This is a genomic window from Labilithrix luteola, assembly GCF_001263205.1.
In the GTDB taxonomy this organism is placed as follows: Bacteria; Myxococcota_A; Polyangia; order Polyangiales; family Polyangiaceae; genus Labilithrix; species Labilithrix luteola.
Genome location: NZ_CP012333.1, coordinates 11,189,174 through 11,204,515, shown reverse-complemented (window position 1 = coordinate 11,204,515; position 15,342 = coordinate 11,189,174). Strand labels below are relative to the sequence as shown.

Below are 15,342 nucleotides of genomic sequence, written 5' to 3'. Positions count from 1 at the left end.
GGGCTCGACGCTCCGACCGAACGGCACGTGCTCAGGGCGCGCGGGCGCACAGCGTGGCGCTCGAGCCAACATGGCAAGCATCGGCGCGCCCATCGCCATCGACGTCGGCCAACCAGCCATTGAGCCTCGTCCAGCTCGCGTCGTTTGGTTGGGCCCGGACCCGAACGAAGAGCGAGCCGAACGTCGAGCCGGTCGACGTCGCGCAGGAGACGCCTGCGGCCGAGAACGAACAGAGGTCCGCCGCGTGATCGCCGTCGATGTCGCCGAAGACGACGCTCTCGGGGCTGAACGTCGTGCCTGCCGGGACCTGGAACCAACGGCGCGAGCGCTCGAAGCCCTGACCGTGCCATCGTGCGGAGGCGCATTCGACCCCGCTGGGGACGATCTGGCAGACGTCGGCGCGTCCATCGCCGGTGACGTCTGCAAAGAGCCATCGCACGTCGGTGTCCGCGGCGTCGGTGAGGGGACCACGGTGCCAGAAGAGCGCCGAGCCAAATCCCCCTTTGCGGTTGTTGACCGCGCACGCGACGCCTGCTTTTCCGGCCGAGCAGAGATCGGCGAAACCATCGCCGTCGACGTCCACGAAGGCGACGGAGCTCGGGTCGAGGGCGCCCAAATCGCCCGCGCGAACGGGCGCGGCGATCGCGAAGGTGCCGCGCCCGGTGCCCTTCGCGCACATGGGCCTTCCTGACCAGCCACACAGATCCGGGATCTTGTCGCCGTCGACGTCGGCGAGCGCGAGCGTGGCCGCCTTCGCTGGATCTGCGAAGCCGTCGCGGTCGGAGAACGACGTCGTGGCGAGCGTTGGTGTGCCGAGAGTGCCGTTTCGGGTGAGTGCGCAGATGATGCCGTCCTCGTGGGTCGCGCAGAGATCGGCGTGATGGTCACCGTCGAGGTCGCCGGCAAGAAGACGTCGGCCTTGGTATGCATCGCTTCGCGACACGACCCTGGCGCGGTCGAATCCGACGACCCATTGCGAAGCTGGATTCTGATCGCAATCGCCGACCAGCACGGCCGTCCCGCTCTCCGCGTGGCGCAGACACCCGCCCCGTTCCTCGAGAAGGTTCCCTCCCGAAAGGAGCGACCATCGTTGTGGACTCGGATCGTCCGTGGGCGCGCACGCGTGCATTCGCGCGATCCCGTCAGGATCGGCCGTCACGCACTGGCGAGAAGCGCCCACGAGGAAGCCATTGGCTCGCAGCGAGAAACGTTGAAGCGGCGATCCGGTGCACGGCGTCGCGACTAGGGCGGTCGTGGCGTCGACCCCGAGGCAAAGACCCTCGGTGTTCGTGATGGCGCCGTTCCCGCCACGCTGCTCACACGACAGATATTGCCTCGTTGCGAATACCGAATAGCCGTCGAGGATCTTTGAATTGCAGCCCGTCGAACCGCAGATCGCCGAATCGTGAGCCGCATAGGCGAGAAACGCATTCCACTTCGACGAGCTCTCGTCGGCCGCGAGGTTCGGCACCTCCCGGCGGATGTTGTATCCGCGATAGAGGCGCAGCGGGACGCCGTCGGGCGTTGCGGCCGACGTGAAGAGTGCGGCATGGACGTGGTCGGAGTGGTCGGACCCGAAGGCGCCGCTGGCGTCGAGCGTGCTGATGCGTGACGGTTGCGCCGTGACGAAGAGCTCCTCGAGCGTCTCGACGAGGTCCTCCCGATCGTAGCTCGTGCTGTCGTCGACAGCGGAGAGGGAAGGGATCTCGCCACGCCACAGGCGGCGCAGGCTGCCGTCGTACGTCCCCAGACTGGTGGGGTACCCATTGCCATCGCCACCACCGTCGGGGAGGCGCATGAAGACGATCGATACGGTGGCTTCGGCGAGCGTGCGCACCAAAAGTGGGTGCCCATGGACCGTCATCGTCGTCTCGGTCCAGTGCGGATTCTTCGCGCCCGCCAGTGACGCGTACGCGGCTAGGACGCCGTTTTCGCGTTCGAGGTAATACGTCGGGTCGGTTCGCCCCGCGTCGCCGGCGGTGAGATAGATGGTCAGAGCCGCCTGTGGGTCGGCGATCGCCGCGCCGATGTCCGGACTCAGGAAGAGCAGGTCGTCGTCTTGGTGTGCCACGACGAAGACGTCGTGCGGTCCAGCGAAAGCCGGCTCAGGGGCAACGATCGGAGCCGTCACGAGCGGTTCGGGCGTGACCTCGTTGCACGACGCGGTTGCGAGCGTCGCGAAGAGTACGGCCGATGCCGCTCGCGCGCGCCTCACGGCAGCTCCGTCGGCGGCCGCCCACCGAGCGATTCGCGCACGAAGTAGAGCGGCCTTCGCTTGGACTCGATGTACGTTTTGCCTACGTACTCACCGATGATCCCGAGGCTGACGAGCTGCACGGCGCCGAAGAAGAGCATGCCGACGAACAGCGAGGGAAATCCTTGCGCGGGGTCGCCGTAGAGCACGGTCCGTACGAAGTCGTACGCCGCCGAAACGATGGCGACGGTCGAGACGAGCAGGCCGAGGTACGTCGCCAGGCGCAGAGGAACGATGCTGAACGACGTGATCCCTTCGGCTCCGAGCTGTACGAGTTTCCACGTAGCGGCATCCATGAGGGCGAGCAACCGGCCATGGCTCGCGTCGAGCCCAGCAGTGACCGTGCACTCCTTGCCGAAGTTGCGTGACAACCGAATGGCGCGAACGCTCGGATCTCGCTCGCGCAGGGACGCCAGGCGGTCGAAGGTGTCGTCCTGGCTGCCGTCGTCGACACAGACGAGCTCGTACGGGATGCCGAGTGGGGCGAGGGTCGCGACGAGGCGCGCGTGGAGCGAGTCGACGTTGGACGACTCGTTCAGCATGGGGATTACGACCGAGAGCTCAGGCCGAGCGGACGAATTCATCATCGCGTACACGAACGCAGGGACGAAGAGTATACGTAGCAGCGTGCAACGCTCGCCGCCGTCCGCTTTCGCAGCTCGTCGAACGGGGGCCGTCGAAAATCAGCGAATCGGCCGAATGATCGACGTCGTGGCCGGTCGGTGGGAGCGGTTCGCGGCGGCCTTTTTCGGCTTTGCCTACTTCGTGGCGTTGACCGACACACGTGTGCTCGACCCGCGGCGGTTCGACGTGCTCGCTCGGGGCGATGGGGCCTACCACGTTCTGGCCCGTAATTTCGCACAGTGGGATGGCTGGCACTTTCCCCTCTCGCGGATCGACAATTACTTCTGGCCGGTCGGCACGAGCGCCGTCTTCACCGACGCCAATCCTTGGATCACGCTCGTCACCAAGGCCATTCTCCCGCGAGATGCCCCTCCCCTCCAGTTCGTTGGCCCCTGGCTTGCGCTCTGTTTCGTCCTGCAGGGGTGGTTCGGCGCCCGTCTGACCGGTGTGATCACGAAAGAGCGTGCCCTGCGCGCGCTCGGTGGGGCGCTCTTCGTCGTGGCGCCCATCCTCGCTTTCCGCCTGGCGCACGAGGCCTTGTGCGCACATTGGATTTTGCTGCTCGTCATCGAGATAGCGCTGACTCCTGCTGAGCCAGAGGATGCTGCGCGCTCGCGTCGACTGCTGGCGGGAGGCGCCGCGGTTCTGGCGTTTGCCGCCGGTGTTCATCCGACACTGCTGGCCATGGCGCTGCCGCTGGCGGTCGTTGCCGTGTTCCGACACGTTCGGAATGCGGGACGCGTCGGAGCCGTGTTCGCGGTCGCGATGATGGTCGGGCCGCTTCTCGTCTGGCTTGCCCTCGGATCCATCGCGCGCAACGTACAGACCGAGACGTTCGGATTCGGCCACTTCTCGGCGAACGTTCTCTCGCTCCTCGATCCACTCAGCACCGAGCGTTCGACGATTCTTCCGCCTCTCCCTCACGGCGACGGTCAGTACGAAGGATTCGGATATCTCGGCGTGGGGGTTCTCGCGCTGCTCGCGCTTGTCTTCGCCCACGCGCTCGTTCGCGCGGCGCGCGCCAGGGAGAAGCCGTGGCGGTTCGGGCGATGGGGGTGGGCCGTCTTCGCCGCCGCCGGTGCGAGTGCCATCTTCGCGTTCTCGTCCCGCGTGCTGGTCGGCCAGCACCTGCTCGTCGATCTCTCGCGCGCCTACGTTCCGTTGCATGCGGTCGCGAATGCATTCCGTAGCTCTGGCCGCTTCATCTGGCCACTTCATTACGTTCTCGTCATGGTTGCCATCGCCGGCGTCGTCCGCGTGCGCTCCGATTGGGCGCGCGGTATGCTCGCGACGGCGCTCTTCGTCCAACTGCTCGACGCTCATCGCGTCGACGGACGTCACGCATTCACGCTCCACGACGACAACCCGGCGCCGAGCCCAACCTGGGCGCTCGCGCGCGGTGCGTACGAGCACATGGCGCTCGAGCCGCCGCGCTACGACACGAACGGCCTTCGGTGCGAGGGAGACGACCACCCCGCCGAGACGGTGGCCGTCCTCGGGCCGATTGCGGCCAGGCAGCACCTCACCTTCGACTCCGGTCAGGCGGCTCGCGTCGACGAACGCGCGCTCACGGAGTACTGCGCGAAGACCGCGCGAGAGCGGCACGATGGCGTCTTCGACGCCGCGACGATCTTCGTGGCCGCCCCAAGTACGGCCGCGGACCTGCGCTCGCGGCCCGAGCTGACGTGCGGCCGGCTCGACGGTCGTGACGTCTGCGTCCGCGCCGACCGTCCGACGGATTTCTCGCGCGCGCTCCAGAACGCGCAATAGCGAGGCGCGCGCGCGACGGGGCCACGGTTCGAACCCGCGGCGCCCTCGCTAAAACGAGCGGGCGACGAGGGGGCCGACCAAGGGCCGGAGCTCGTCGCCGCCAGGCGTGCTCACTGGAGGTTGTCGGTTCGCGCCGTGAGCTTGTAGTCGCCGTACTTGTCGCCATAGTAGGCCGCGACGTAGACGAGCGCCTTCGCGTTCGGCCCAATCGTCACGCGGCTGCTGCCGAAGAGTCCTGCCCAGCTCGAGTCGCACGCGGTCGGATCGCTGGTGTCGCTGCATGTGTCGTTGACGCCCGCGCTGCAGGCCTGGCGCGCGGCGTCGGTGGTGGGCTTCGTCGCGGTGTTGTACGCGGCGAGGACCGTGTCGATGTAGCCCGCGCCGGTATGCGACGACTGACCGGTCCAAACCGACGCCACGATCGTGCTCGAGGTCGGATTCACGAGCGTGACGTACTGATACGAGACGTTCGAGTTGGAGGTGCTGCCAGAGGGGCAGCTTCCCGAGAGGCGCGGGGCCGTCTCCGTCGCGGGGAGAGTGAATTCGTTGCTGACCTTGCCGCCCTGCGTCTCCGACAGGATGAGCGTAGGCTCGCCCGGCACGTAGCATTCACCGAAGCTGCCGAAGGTGCAGCTGGCGGAGCACACGCGGGCGCGGCCACCTTCGGAGCACGACAGGCCGGCCTGGTAGTCGATCGTTCCCGGCGAACACGCGTTGACGGGTTCGTTCTTGCACGCCCCCACGGCGTAGCGGCAGTCGTTCTGACATACCTTCTTGCGAGTCCCGCAGAGCCCGCAGCTTTCCGTCGTCGCGGTTCCGGGCTCGCACCCGCCCACGACCTCTCGCTGGCAGTAGCCCCAAGCTTGCCAGACGAGAGCATTGGGATCGGTGTCGCTCGGTGCGCAGAGGCGCGTTTGCGTTCCACACAGACCGCAGGGTTGCTGCTGGATGGCATCGTTGGTCGTGCACGCGGTGCCCGCGGGCGGCAGCGTTCCCGGATCGGTCGGCTTCCCATCGACGTCGCCGTAGTCGCCGTCGCTCGCATCGGCGTCCGCAACCGCATCGGAGGCATCGACGACGTCGGCGCTCGCATCGCTCTGCGCATCCGCCTTCGGGTAGGGGGTACTGTCGGGCGTTGTTTCCTTGGTCGTTCCCGTTTCGGGCAGGATGGCGGACGAGTGGCCGGCGTCATCCGCGTCGTCCCATCCGAGCGGAGAGTCGCTCGACGCGCTGCAGCCGATGACCGTGCATGCTCCAACGACTCCGATGCCGAGGGCGTATGCAAAGGACTTTGCGGAAGACATTGCGTTCTCCTGGTGTCGTTTCAGTGAAAGCAGAGGGCTTCAGCGTCGAGCGGCACGGCCCCACCCTCGGTAAAGAAGCGAACCGAATCCGAGCTGTCACTTGTGGCGTTGTCGACGCAATACGCGTTCGAGCCGTCGGTGTTCGGGTGAGGGCGCTCCGAAGGCACCGGGTTGACCTCACACCCGAGGCCCCGGAGGTGACCGACGCGGAGATCATCGCCACCTTCCACATGTCTCCGCCCGTGTTCGAGCCGGAGGTCACGAGCTTCGGGAAGTCGTTGCCCGTCACAGGGTTGAAGCCGGTCGACAGCACACGCTCGCCGTTGCAGTAGACATTCACGTGCGTTCGCGATGCCAGTGAACCGGAGAAGTACTTCACCGCGACGGCGTACTTCGAGCCGTTGGCCGGCGCGTCGACGTTGATGTTTTCGGGACCGCAGAAGTCGGACGCGTTGGGATCCTTCTGAGAGACCGAACACGTGATGAGATCGCGGTCGAGGCGTGGATTGTTGCACGTGCTGGTGGCCTTGGAGCCCCAACCCTGGCACACCGAATTGTCGGGATTCGCCGAATACCATTTCGGAGAATCTGCACCTTTGCAGTTCGAGTAATAGCAATCCTGTCCTGGGCACACTCCGCTCCAGCCGCGGTTTTCACACGTGTTGCCCCACGTGAGTTGGGCCAAGTGGAGATCGAGATCGACACCTTGTCCCTCGGTGTCCCAGCAGGCTTCGGCGCGAATGCCGGGGGCGCGGACGGCGATCTTCTGCTGGCACGCGTAGTGCTGGCCATTGAGATCGAACTCGCCCTGCACGAGGTAGTCGCCGCTCAGTGAGAAGGCCGGATAGACGCTGTTCGTCACGGCTGGCGAGGAGGCGACGAGCCCGTGCTCCTTGGAGCTCGGTCCGAGCGTGTCGTCTTGCACGCCGACGCCCGCGCCGGTCGCGGTGGCATTGGCGAACAGCGCGAACGTCGGATGCGGGAGGATGTTGTCGCAATCGCCTCCGCGCAGGGTCCACTTCCAGTTCGTCGCGTTCGATACGTCTCCGGGCTTGAGGAACCACTTCGACGCATCGACGGCGAGTGGAAGCGAGGTGACGGAGGGGAACGGCGCCGTCTCGAGCGGGTCGGTCGGGCATTGCACCGGCGTTCCCTTGCACGAGCAGTCCGTTGCCTTGGAGTTCTGTTCCTTGCCATCGCAGTCGAAGTCGCCGTTCGCGCAGACGTCGTCGGCGAACGGAGGCTGCGCGCCACGGCACTGGCCGCTCCAGTGGCCACCGAACTCGCTGTTCGGCTTGACGCAGTCGACCGTTCCCTTCGAGTTCTGTGCGCACCAACCGACCGGTACTCCGCCGAACGTCTGGCTCGCGGGGACCATGTAACACGTCTTCGTCGTACCCGCCGCGTCGCATGCGCAGCCTTCGTCGACGAGGCCGTCACAGTCGTCGTCGAATCCGTTGCCGCCCCTTCCGTTCGAGGGATACGTGGGCAAGTCGTGCAGGCCGTCGCACTCGTTGTCGGTTGGCGGCAGGCAGAGGCGACTGACCGGCCCGGGGCCACCGGCGTCGGGCTGACAGCTGGAGCCGTCGACGGGCGGCGCCCCGTCGTTGAAGATGCCTGGTCCGCCGTCGAAATCTTGTCTGGCCTGCGAGCCGTCCTCGTCGTCGGCGAAGGAGGGGCCGGAATCTGCTGACGACGCCTCGTCACCGATCGTGTAGGCATTGGTCGAGTTCGCACACGCGATGGCGACCGCCGCAATGATGAAGGCCGACGCGCCTACCGTCGACGTTTTCCCGAAGTTCCGGCTCATGGTTCCTCCCGTGAGGTACTTCCGACGGCCGCGCGAACGCGCGCTGCATACGGCGTGTCCGGCGAGTTCGTGAAAAGACGTTTGGCGAGGATCTCGGCACTCGACTGATCACCGCTTGCGTGCAGCGCTTCGATCCGTAGAACGAGGGCCTCCTCACGGAGCTTGCCGGTCGGAAACCGTTGCGCGTACACGTCGAGAAGGCGGAGCGCCTCGCGTGGCTGGTTCGCCGAGGCTGCACGGCGTACGTCGTCGAGCTGCACGATCTCGAGACGGAGCTCCTCGGCGGGGGCCTTCGGCGCGGTCGATGCCGGCTCGATGTGCCGTGCCGGATGTCGGTTCGGGGGCGGGTGCACCGTTGGGAGCGACGTAACGTCGACGGAAGGAACGACGTCGACGGGAGGCGGAGTGTCTCCGACTCGTATGCGCGGCGCGCTGGGGGGCGACTCGGTCACCGTGTCTGCCGGAGCAGGAGGGGCGGAAAGCGTTTCCTGATACGTGCGAGTGAACGAGAGCGTGCTCACGCCGAGGCCGACCACGACGAGCCCCGCTTTCGCGAAGGACCCGAGTGTCCCGCGTGTCGAGTCCCTCTTCGCGACTACCGTGGACACGGGGCCGGCCGCGGTCAGGAGGCCAAGTCGTTCGGCGACCCGGCGACGCTTCTCGTCGTCGAGCTCGTCGAGCTTTGCGGATTCGACGAGCGTGTGGAGATGGGACCCGACGTTCGGATCGCGGCGATAGCGCTTCATCGCTTCTCCTCCGCTTCGAGTCGTGCGCGCACGCGTTCGGCTTCGACTTCGAATCGCGCGCGGGCGCGCCGTAGGCGCGAGGCCACGGTTCCCGCCGGGATCCCCTCCATCTCGGCAATCTCGGACATTTCCATTTCTTCGAGTTCGTGGAGCACCAGGACCGTGCGCAGCGCGAGCGGCATCGCGTCGAGGATCTCGTCGAGAGCCGCGCGTGCGTGGCGGAGCTCGGTCTGTTCGGGGCTATCGAGGGGAGCCGTGCACGCCTCGTGCTCTTCGTGGGCGCGTTCGACCCGCACGAGGGCGCGCCGCAGCGAGCGTCTCAGCGCAGACGCGCGTCGCCGCGCGATGCCGTACAGGTACGACTTCTCTTTGCCGGGTTCGATCGCGTCGAGCTTCGACTGCGCGATCATGAAGACTTCTTGCAGCGCGTCCTCGACGTCGCTCTCGGGGATACCGAGGCGACGCAGAGCGCGCGCAACGAAGCTGGCGTACTCCTCGAAGAGGGATGCCAGTGTCATTACCCGGGCGAGCCTCGGATACGGAGTTGCCGGTGCTGCAGGCAAGTCCGTTTTTTGTAGCGTCGCCGTCACACTCCGGGCAATCACCACGTGTCTGCGCCCGTGATCACTCACGGTCCAAAAAACTCAAAATCGGGCGGCGAGCGCGAGGGCAGCCCGTGCGCCGAGGGCCGGCGTCGAGAAGGCGGTCGCTCCCGAGGTGAAGTCGAAGCGCTGGCGGACGAGCGGGGCCGCAACGCCCGCTTCGACGTCCAGATGCAGACCGTATCCCAGCGGGAGCTCCGCGCGTCCTAGGGTACCCACCGCGAGCCAAGGCGCATCGTTTCGTTGGGCATTGGGGATGCCCGCGCCGTCTCCGCGAAGCACGCCCCACTCGAAGAGCGCGCAGGGCCGTAGCACGGCGAAGCGCGAGACGATGGCGATCGGGCAAAAGACGCCTTCGAGCGCGCTCCAACGTAGGGCGAGTCCACCGAGAACCGTCTTGTCGGTGACTGTGGTCGTCGTCACGGCAGAGATGGAGAGCGCGGGCGCAAAGAGCGACGCGTCCGATGCTTCCAGCGCTGCGTGCGCACTCAAGCGGCTGCCGATCGCAGCGTGCGGAGCGATTCCCGTCGCGAGCACGCCTCCAGCACCGACCCCGAGCACCAAGCTCGACCGCTGCGCCCGCGCGCGCGTCACGACGGCCTGCGCAGCCTCCATCACTCGAGTGGGCGGAGGCGTTGGGCGCGGCTCGGCACCGGGCGCAAGCGACGCTGGAGTGGGAGGCAGAGGAGCAGGTGGAGGAGGCGGAGGAGGCGGAGCAAGCGAGGGGGCGGGCCTGGGCGCCGGCGCGCTTGCTCGAGCATCGATGGCAAGGGCGATGAAGAAGCCGAGTGCTTCGACGAGGTCCGCGCAATTGGAGCTCGTCACCTCACGGTGCTGCATGGGCGTGCCGTTGCTCTCCCCTGGGACGAGGAGCGTGCCATTGAGGGTGCCGTCTCGCTGTTCGATGTGGACGCGAAATTCGCGCGCCGCTTCACCTGCCGTCGCGCTGCGCGCGTTCGAGGTGCGTGCGAGCACGTGAGCAAGGAGCGTCTGTTGCGTCGCGCAGAATGCCGGTGCCGTGTACACGATGGCAATGGGCTCGTGCGCGTCGTCCGCCTTCGCGCGACGGATCGGCAGCAAGAGCGAAAAGAAAATCGTCGCCGTCGCGAGGCGGCGCGCCACGCGGGGCAGCTGTCGAGCACCGCGTCCGATGCTGGACGCTGTTCGGCGAACACGCACGCTGTCTTTGCGGACGCTAACGTAGCCGCTCTCGATCGCCAACCCTTCGTGACGCAGACTCGTGTGAGCACAGCCGTTGTTTGGCTCTGCCTTTCGACAAGGAGCGACTCAGCGGGCGCGAACGATGCTGCCGAGTGCGGCGAGCGTTCGCGGCGTGTAGCCCAGAAGGCGAGCGCACGTGCGCGAGAGATGCGCCTGGTCGGCGAAGCCCGCCTCCTGCGCGGCGTGAGCGAGGCCGCCAGGGCGCAGGTACGGAATCGCGCGCATCAAGCGACGCCAGAGCTGCCACCGCCGAAACGAAATACCGACGTGCGCGTGGAACAGCGTCGATGCGTGCCCCGGCGACAGATCGAGACGAGAGGCCAGCGAGCGAAGCGACACGGTCTCCGCCTTCTCCGGCGCCCGCACCAACGCGGCCAGTCGCGCATCGCGAACCGCATGGGTCGTGCCGTTGCCGAGTGGGAGAATTCGCGAAGCCATCACGCTCGCCGCGCCAGGCAAACTCAGCACGGAACCCTTCGCCGTCGATTGCGCCGCGGTGACCAGCGATGGCTCGGCCACGCGAAATGGTTTGACACGTCGTACGGTGACGGCGGCATCACGATGGAGGTCGGCGTCCAAGAGGACGCTCACCACCGGCCCCCGCGCGCTCGACACGTGCTCGAGATCGGCGGGCACGACGACCACGGGGCCCTCGGCCGTTCCCTCGCGGCCCTCCACGCGAACCACGCCATCGAGGGCAACGAGGACAGCGACCCCCCATTGCGCATGGGGCGCCGTTTCCACAGACTCCGTCCGCATCCACGAGCTTCCCCCCGATCCGTCGAACTGCAACATGAAGACGTTCTCCCGAAGTCCGTTCAAGCGGTCGTCAGGTTCGAGGGGCTACACCGGCTTCATGCGTAACCAAGCCCGCATGGCTTTCCTTGGAGTGGTTCTCATGAGCAATGTCTTTGCCGCCAACGCATGCACCAGCGACGCCGCGCACGATCCCGTCGGCGAAGCGGGCCCGTCGGCTCCGAGCCCAGACGCGTCGGAGGGAGGGGGTGACGCCTCGACGTGTTCGGCCGCCACCGTCGAGCCGGTTCTCCGCTCCGCGCTCGAGAGCGCCCAACGCGACAATCGCGAAAACCCCGGGTGGCTCTTTGCGGTGCACGCCCCGACGATCGGCCTCGACTTTCGAAGTGCCATCGGTACGGACCGCGCGACCGGGAGGGCGCTCTCGTCCGATGCGCCGTTCCGCATCGCGAGTGTCACGAAGACGTTCGTGGCTGCGGCCGTGCTTCGCTTGGTCGAGGACGGTCGCCTCGGGCTCGATGCTCCGATCGGCGGCCTCCTGCCTGCGCCGTACCCGTCGATTTTGAAGGACGGCGGCTACGATCCGGACGCCATCACCGTCCACCAGCTGCTTGCCCATACGAGCGGACTCTACGACTACGCCCAGACCGACGCTTATGTCGAGGCCGTGTTCTCGGAGCCCACGCACGTCTGGACGCGCGAGGAGCAGGTGCGCTTCGCCATGACCCATGGAAAACCGGTCGGCAAACCGGGTGAGGTCTTCGAGTATTCCGATACGGGTTACGTTCTCCTCGGAGCGATCATCGAGACGATCACCGGCAAGGGCCTGGCCGCTGCGCTCCGTGAGCTCGATCGCTTCGAAGCCCTGGGACTCACGCATACCTGGCTCGAGACGCTCGAGCCCGCCCCGGCCGACGCGCAGCCACGCGCACCTCAAACCTATGGCGGTGTGCCGCTGACCACCATCGACGCCTCCTCGGATCTGTGGGGAGGCGGCGGCCTCGTCTCGACCGTGCACGACGTCGAAGCCTTCTTCCGCGCACTCTTCGGCGGCCGGGTGTTCTCGAAGCCGGAGACGCTCACGACCATGCTGACACGTACGGCTGCGAGCGAGCCTGGCGCCCTCGGGATCTTCACCAAGGAGATCGAAGGCACCACGTGCTTCTACCACGAGGGGTTCTGGGGGATTCTCTCGCTCCACTGCCCCGCGCTCGATCTCGGCATCGTGACCGTCGGCATGGAGGCGCAGAAGCTCGGTGACGGCGCCGCGGAGCTCGTTCGACCTGCGCTACGTGCCGTCCGGGACTGCCGCTAGCAAGCCGGGCGCAGCCTCGATCACCGGTGCAGGAAGATCTTGTACGTCAACCAGGCGAGGACGAAGAGGCAGGCCACGGCGAAAGAGGCCGTCCATTGCCACGGCGTCTTCGTGACGGCGGGCGTCTTCGTGGCGAACAGCATCTGGGTGGCGGCGACGACGATGCCGTCGATCTTCTTCTGAGCGCGTGCGCCCTTCTCGGGGTCGTCTTTGAGTGAGCGGTAGCGGCCCGCGAGCTGGGGGAGCATCTCGTTGCGCAAGGCGTGGTCGAGGAGCGCCTGGTGAGGCTTGTCGTCGTCCCACGCTTCGAGGCAGCGGTTCCAGAGCGAGGTGAAAAGAGCGTCGATGTCGCCGGCATCGACGGCGGGAGTTCTCGCAGGCTCGGGAGCGGTCGCGCCAGCCGCGCCTGCCTCCTCGGTGCCTGCTTCAGCTTCGACGGGCTCTGTGTTCCCCTCGCTCACGCGCCCATCATGGCGCAGGGCAGGGGACGCCACCAAGCGCTTCCTGCGCTCGAGGCGTCCTTCACTTGGCCGTATCGATCCAGATCGTGACCGGGCCGTCGTTGAGGCTCGACACTTTCATGTCTGCACGGAAACGGCCGGTCTCGGTGCGGATGCCGGATGCTCGGGCTTCGGCCACGAACGCGTCGTAGGCGCGCTCGGCCTCTTCCGGAGGCATGGCGCCGTCGAAGCTCGGGCGGCGGCCCTTGCGAACGTCGCCGTAGAGGGTGAACTGGCTTACGACGAGGAGCGAGCCGCCGACGTCGACCACACTCTTGTCCATCTTGCCTTCGTCGTTCTCGAAGATGCGAAGACCGAGGATCTTGGAGAGCACGTAGGCGCGCTCCTCGGCTCCGTCACCCTTGCCTGCGCCGAGGTACACGAGCAATCCGCGCTCGATGGCGCCGGTGACCTCGCCGTCGACTTCGACCTTCGCCCACGAAACGCGCTGAACGACCGCTCGCATGCGTTTGGGGCCTCAGATCCGCAGTGCCCGGCGGAGCTCTTCCACCTTCGCGAAGTAAGCCTGGCGCTCGTACGGCTCGTTGAGGATATGGAAGTCCTTCTTTGAGAGCCCCACGCATCCGAAGCAGTACGTGCAGCCGCTCATGGCCACGCAACGGATGAGATAGGCGCTCTGCGTGCAGCGTTCGCAATGCTCGCAGTGCGAGCAGGACACGCAGCCCGTGCAGCCCTCGCAGTGCGAGCACTCTGCGCAGTCGTTGCAGTCGTTGCAGTAGTGCGAGCGCACGACGTTCCTGCAGTCGCGGAGGAACGTGGAGTCGCTGCATCGCTCGCAACCTTCGCAAGCGAGGCAACCGACGTTGCCGGTGCTCTGCGCGTGCTCGGCGACGAGGCGGCGGAAACGCTGTTCGAACTCCGAAACCGAGAGAGGGGTCGTCGACGTCATGGAAACCGCGAGGAACTCGGGGATACCGCGGCTGTCGAAAAAAGAAACGTCGTTTAGTTGGCAGAGGTCGCAGGATGTAGGACTTTGTCCCCCACGCGCCGGGACCCATCCCGGATGAGGAGGACTGATGAAGCCCGTCGTTTCTTCGATCGTTGCTCTCGCGATCGCCATGGCGCCGCTGACCGCGATGGCTGCCGAGAAGTCCACGCACGGTAAGCCCGTTGTCACCAAGGTCGCGAGCCACAAGAAGGCCGAGAAGACCGCGAAGGTCGAAAAGACCGAGAAGACCGAGAAGACCGAGAAGGTCGCCAAGAACGAGAAGGCCGAGAAGGCCGAGAAGTCCGACAAGTGTGAGAAGAATGACAACGCCGCCATCGCGCGCGTTCACCACACGTCGAAGGACAAGCCCACGCTCCACCACGCGCACAACGTGCAGGTCGGTGGCGCCGGTCACAAGGAGCCCAAGGCGAGCGACACGCTCATCCCGGCTTCGTTGACCACGAAGACGACCAAGATCGAAAAGGCCGACAAGGCCGAGAAGAGCGAGAAGGTCGAAAAGGCCGAAAAGCTCGAGAAGGCCGACAAGCACGCCAAGAACGGCGAGCTCCCGCGCCTGCCCGACCCCAACGCCAGCAAGGCTTCCGCCAGCAAGAGCGGCGGCGAGAAGGGCGGCCACAAGGCGAGCCGTCCGAAGAAGTCCGAACCGGACGATGGCCTAACCGAGCGCGACGAGGACTTCGCCGATCTCGTCGCGCGGATTCGTGGCCGCCGTGAAGACTCGAAGGGCCATGGATCTGCGGAGGGGAAGAGCGAGGCGAAGGCCAAGCTTCAAACCGTTTCGGACGTCCGGCCCTGCTCGAAGGAGCCCGTGGAAGTCATTCGCGGGCCCGAAATCGAGAAATTCGAGCTGACCAAATGCGATGGCTCGGTCGCGCCCCTCGCGATCGAGCACCTATCGGTTCTCATTCGGCCGGGCAGCGCCGCTCGCCCCGTCGTTTCGGCCGCCGAGCTGGCGAAGAAGAAGGGGCCGGAGCTCGCGCAGGGCATCCGTCGCGCCGACGAGCGCCTGCCTTCGCGCCTGCAGGCGATCATCGATCACTTCTCCAAGCACGACGGCCCGCCGAAGATGTCGATCATCTCCGGCTACCGTCCGACCTCGATCGGCAGCATGCACTCGACGGGACGCGCCATCGACTTCCGCCTCGAGGGCGTGAAGAACGAAGACGTCGTCGCCTTCTGCAAGACGCTGACCGACACGGGGTGTGGTTACTATCCGAACAGCTCGTTCGTGCACGTCGACGTACGTGACGCGGGGGCGGGGCACGTGACGTGGATCGACGCGAGCGGACCGGGCGAGAGCCCACGCTACGTATCGTCGTGGCCGCCGCCGGCACCGCCGAGCAAGGGCAGGTCCGAGGCGATCGAGAATGCGTCGGCCAAAGAGCCCGTCAAAGGACTCGATCGCGAAGCCGCGCCCGAGAGCGTCGACGAGCATCCGAGCCTCCCGCAATAGTCTGCGAGCCGCAGGTC

General features: G+C 66.5%; 14 protein-coding genes. 3 read left to right on the top strand and 11 right to left on the bottom strand.

What is annotated here, in order from left to right:
* Nucleotides 1–31: 31 nt before the first annotated feature.
* Complete coding sequence (locus tag AKJ09_RS48215) at nucleotides 32–2,215, bottom strand: FG-GAP-like repeat-containing protein (RefSeq protein WP_146654615.1); 2,184 nt, start codon at nucleotides 2,213–2,215, stop codon at nucleotides 32–34.
* A complete protein-coding gene (locus tag AKJ09_RS48210; RefSeq protein WP_275936758.1) occupies nucleotides 2,212–2,838 on the bottom strand; it encodes a glycosyltransferase in 627 nt (208 codons plus the stop codon). The genes AKJ09_RS48215 and AKJ09_RS48210 overlap by 4 nt, the downstream gene beginning before the upstream one ends.
* A gap of 115 nt (nucleotides 2,839–2,953) precedes the next feature.
* Between AKJ09_RS48210 and AKJ09_RS48205 the strand changes: the two genes are divergently transcribed.
* Nucleotides 2,954–4,648: a DUF6311 domain-containing protein gene (locus AKJ09_RS48205; protein ID WP_146654613.1), complete on the top strand. Its 1,695-nt coding sequence runs from the start codon at nucleotides 2,954–2,956 to the stop codon at nucleotides 4,646–4,648.
* 110 nt (nucleotides 4,649–4,758) lie between these two features.
* On the opposite strand, the gene AKJ09_RS48200 is transcribed toward AKJ09_RS48205, so the two are convergent.
* From AKJ09_RS48200 to AKJ09_RS48175, 6 genes are all read right to left on the bottom strand, one after another.
* Nucleotides 4,759–5,952 (bottom strand): hypothetical protein, encoded by a 1,194-nt coding sequence (locus tag AKJ09_RS48200; RefSeq protein ID WP_146654612.1) that lies wholly within the window; start codon nucleotides 5,950–5,952, stop codon nucleotides 4,759–4,761.
* On the bottom strand, nucleotides 5,837–7,762 hold the full coding sequence (locus AKJ09_RS48195; RefSeq protein ID WP_146654611.1) for a hypothetical protein: 1,926 nt from the start codon (nucleotides 7,760–7,762) through the stop codon (nucleotides 5,837–5,839). Before AKJ09_RS48195 ends, AKJ09_RS48200 begins: the two co-directional genes overlap by 116 nt.
* Nucleotides 7,759–8,508, bottom strand: coding sequence for a tetratricopeptide repeat protein (locus AKJ09_RS48190; protein ID WP_146654610.1), 750 nt, complete (start codon nucleotides 8,506–8,508; stop codon nucleotides 7,759–7,761). Before AKJ09_RS48190 ends, AKJ09_RS48195 begins: the two co-directional genes overlap by 4 nt.
* Nucleotides 8,505–9,026: an RNA polymerase sigma factor gene (locus tag AKJ09_RS48185; protein ID WP_146654609.1), complete on the bottom strand. Its 522-nt coding sequence runs from the start codon at nucleotides 9,024–9,026 to the stop codon at nucleotides 8,505–8,507. The genes AKJ09_RS48190 and AKJ09_RS48185 overlap by 4 nt, the downstream gene beginning before the upstream one ends.
* Nucleotides 9,027–9,152: 126 nt before the next feature.
* A complete protein-coding gene (locus AKJ09_RS48180) occupies nucleotides 9,153–10,232 on the bottom strand; it encodes a hypothetical protein (protein WP_146654608.1) in 1,080 nt (359 codons plus the stop codon).
* 165 nt (nucleotides 10,233–10,397) lie between these two features.
* Nucleotides 10,398–11,153 (bottom strand): helix-turn-helix transcriptional regulator, encoded by a 756-nt coding sequence (locus tag AKJ09_RS48175; RefSeq protein WP_205633987.1) that lies wholly within the window; start codon nucleotides 11,151–11,153, stop codon nucleotides 10,398–10,400.
* A gap of 76 nt (nucleotides 11,154–11,229) precedes the next feature.
* Here AKJ09_RS48175 and AKJ09_RS48170 point away from each other — a divergent pair, with 76 nt between their 5' ends.
* A complete protein-coding gene (locus AKJ09_RS48170; RefSeq protein ID WP_169928549.1) occupies nucleotides 11,230–12,402 on the top strand; it encodes a serine hydrolase domain-containing protein in 1,173 nt (390 codons plus the stop codon).
* A 20-nt stretch (nucleotides 12,403–12,422) separates the two neighbouring features.
* On the opposite strand, the gene AKJ09_RS48165 is transcribed toward AKJ09_RS48170, so the two are convergent.
* The 3 genes from AKJ09_RS48165 to AKJ09_RS48155 all read right to left on the bottom strand — a co-directional run bounded on the left by AKJ09_RS48165 (nucleotide 12,423) and on the right by AKJ09_RS48155 (nucleotide 13,812).
* Nucleotides 12,423–12,863: a hypothetical protein gene (locus AKJ09_RS48165; protein ID WP_146654605.1), complete on the bottom strand. Its 441-nt coding sequence runs from the start codon at nucleotides 12,861–12,863 to the stop codon at nucleotides 12,423–12,425.
* A gap of 61 nt (nucleotides 12,864–12,924) precedes the next feature.
* Entirely contained in the window at nucleotides 12,925–13,368 is a 444-nt protein-coding gene (gene dtd / locus AKJ09_RS48160; RefSeq protein ID WP_146654604.1) for a D-aminoacyl-tRNA deacylase, read from the bottom strand.
* Between the two features lie 12 nt (nucleotides 13,369–13,380).
* Complete coding sequence (locus AKJ09_RS48155) at nucleotides 13,381–13,812, bottom strand: hypothetical protein (RefSeq protein WP_146654603.1); 432 nt, start codon at nucleotides 13,810–13,812, stop codon at nucleotides 13,381–13,383.
* A 127-nt stretch (nucleotides 13,813–13,939) separates the two neighbouring features.
* Between AKJ09_RS48155 and AKJ09_RS48150 the strand changes: the two genes are divergently transcribed.
* On the top strand, nucleotides 13,940–15,325 hold the full coding sequence (locus AKJ09_RS48150) for a YcbK family protein (protein ID WP_146654602.1): 1,386 nt from the start codon (nucleotides 13,940–13,942) through the stop codon (nucleotides 15,323–15,325).
* Nucleotides 15,326–15,342: the final 17 nt, after the last annotated feature.

Bases quoted from the DNA above. Each gene is read 5' to 3' on its own strand.
- AKJ09_RS48210 (WP_275936758.1), bottom strand. From the start codon at position 2,838: ATGAATTCGTCCGCTCGGCCTGAGCTCTCGGTCGTAATCCCCATGCTG.
- AKJ09_RS48205 (WP_146654613.1), top strand. From the start codon at position 2,954: ATGATCGACGTCGTGGCCGGTCGGTGGGAGCGGTTCGCGGCGGCCTTT.
- AKJ09_RS48200 (WP_146654612.1), bottom strand. From the start codon at position 5,952: ATGTCTTCCGCAAAGTCCTTTGCATACGCCCTCGGCATCGGAGTCGTT.
- AKJ09_RS48195 (WP_146654611.1), bottom strand. From the start codon at position 7,762: ATGAGCCGGAACTTCGGGAAAACGTCGACGGTAGGCGCGTCGGCCTTC.
- AKJ09_RS48190 (WP_146654610.1), bottom strand. From the start codon at position 8,508: ATGAAGCGCTATCGCCGCGATCCGAACGTCGGGTCCCATCTCCACACG.
- AKJ09_RS48185 (WP_146654609.1), bottom strand. From the start codon at position 9,026: ATGACACTGGCATCCCTCTTCGAGGAGTACGCCAGCTTCGTTGCGCGC.
- AKJ09_RS48170 (WP_169928549.1), top strand. From the start codon at position 11,230: ATGAGCAATGTCTTTGCCGCCAACGCATGCACCAGCGACGCCGCGCAC.
- dtd (WP_146654604.1), bottom strand. From the start codon at position 13,368: ATGCGAGCGGTCGTTCAGCGCGTTTCGTGGGCGAAGGTCGAAGTCGAC.
- AKJ09_RS48155 (WP_146654603.1), bottom strand. From the start codon at position 13,812: ATGACGTCGACGACCCCTCTCTCGGTTTCGGAGTTCGAACAGCGTTTC.
- AKJ09_RS48150 (WP_146654602.1), top strand. From the start codon at position 13,940: ATGAAGCCCGTCGTTTCTTCGATCGTTGCTCTCGCGATCGCCATGGCG.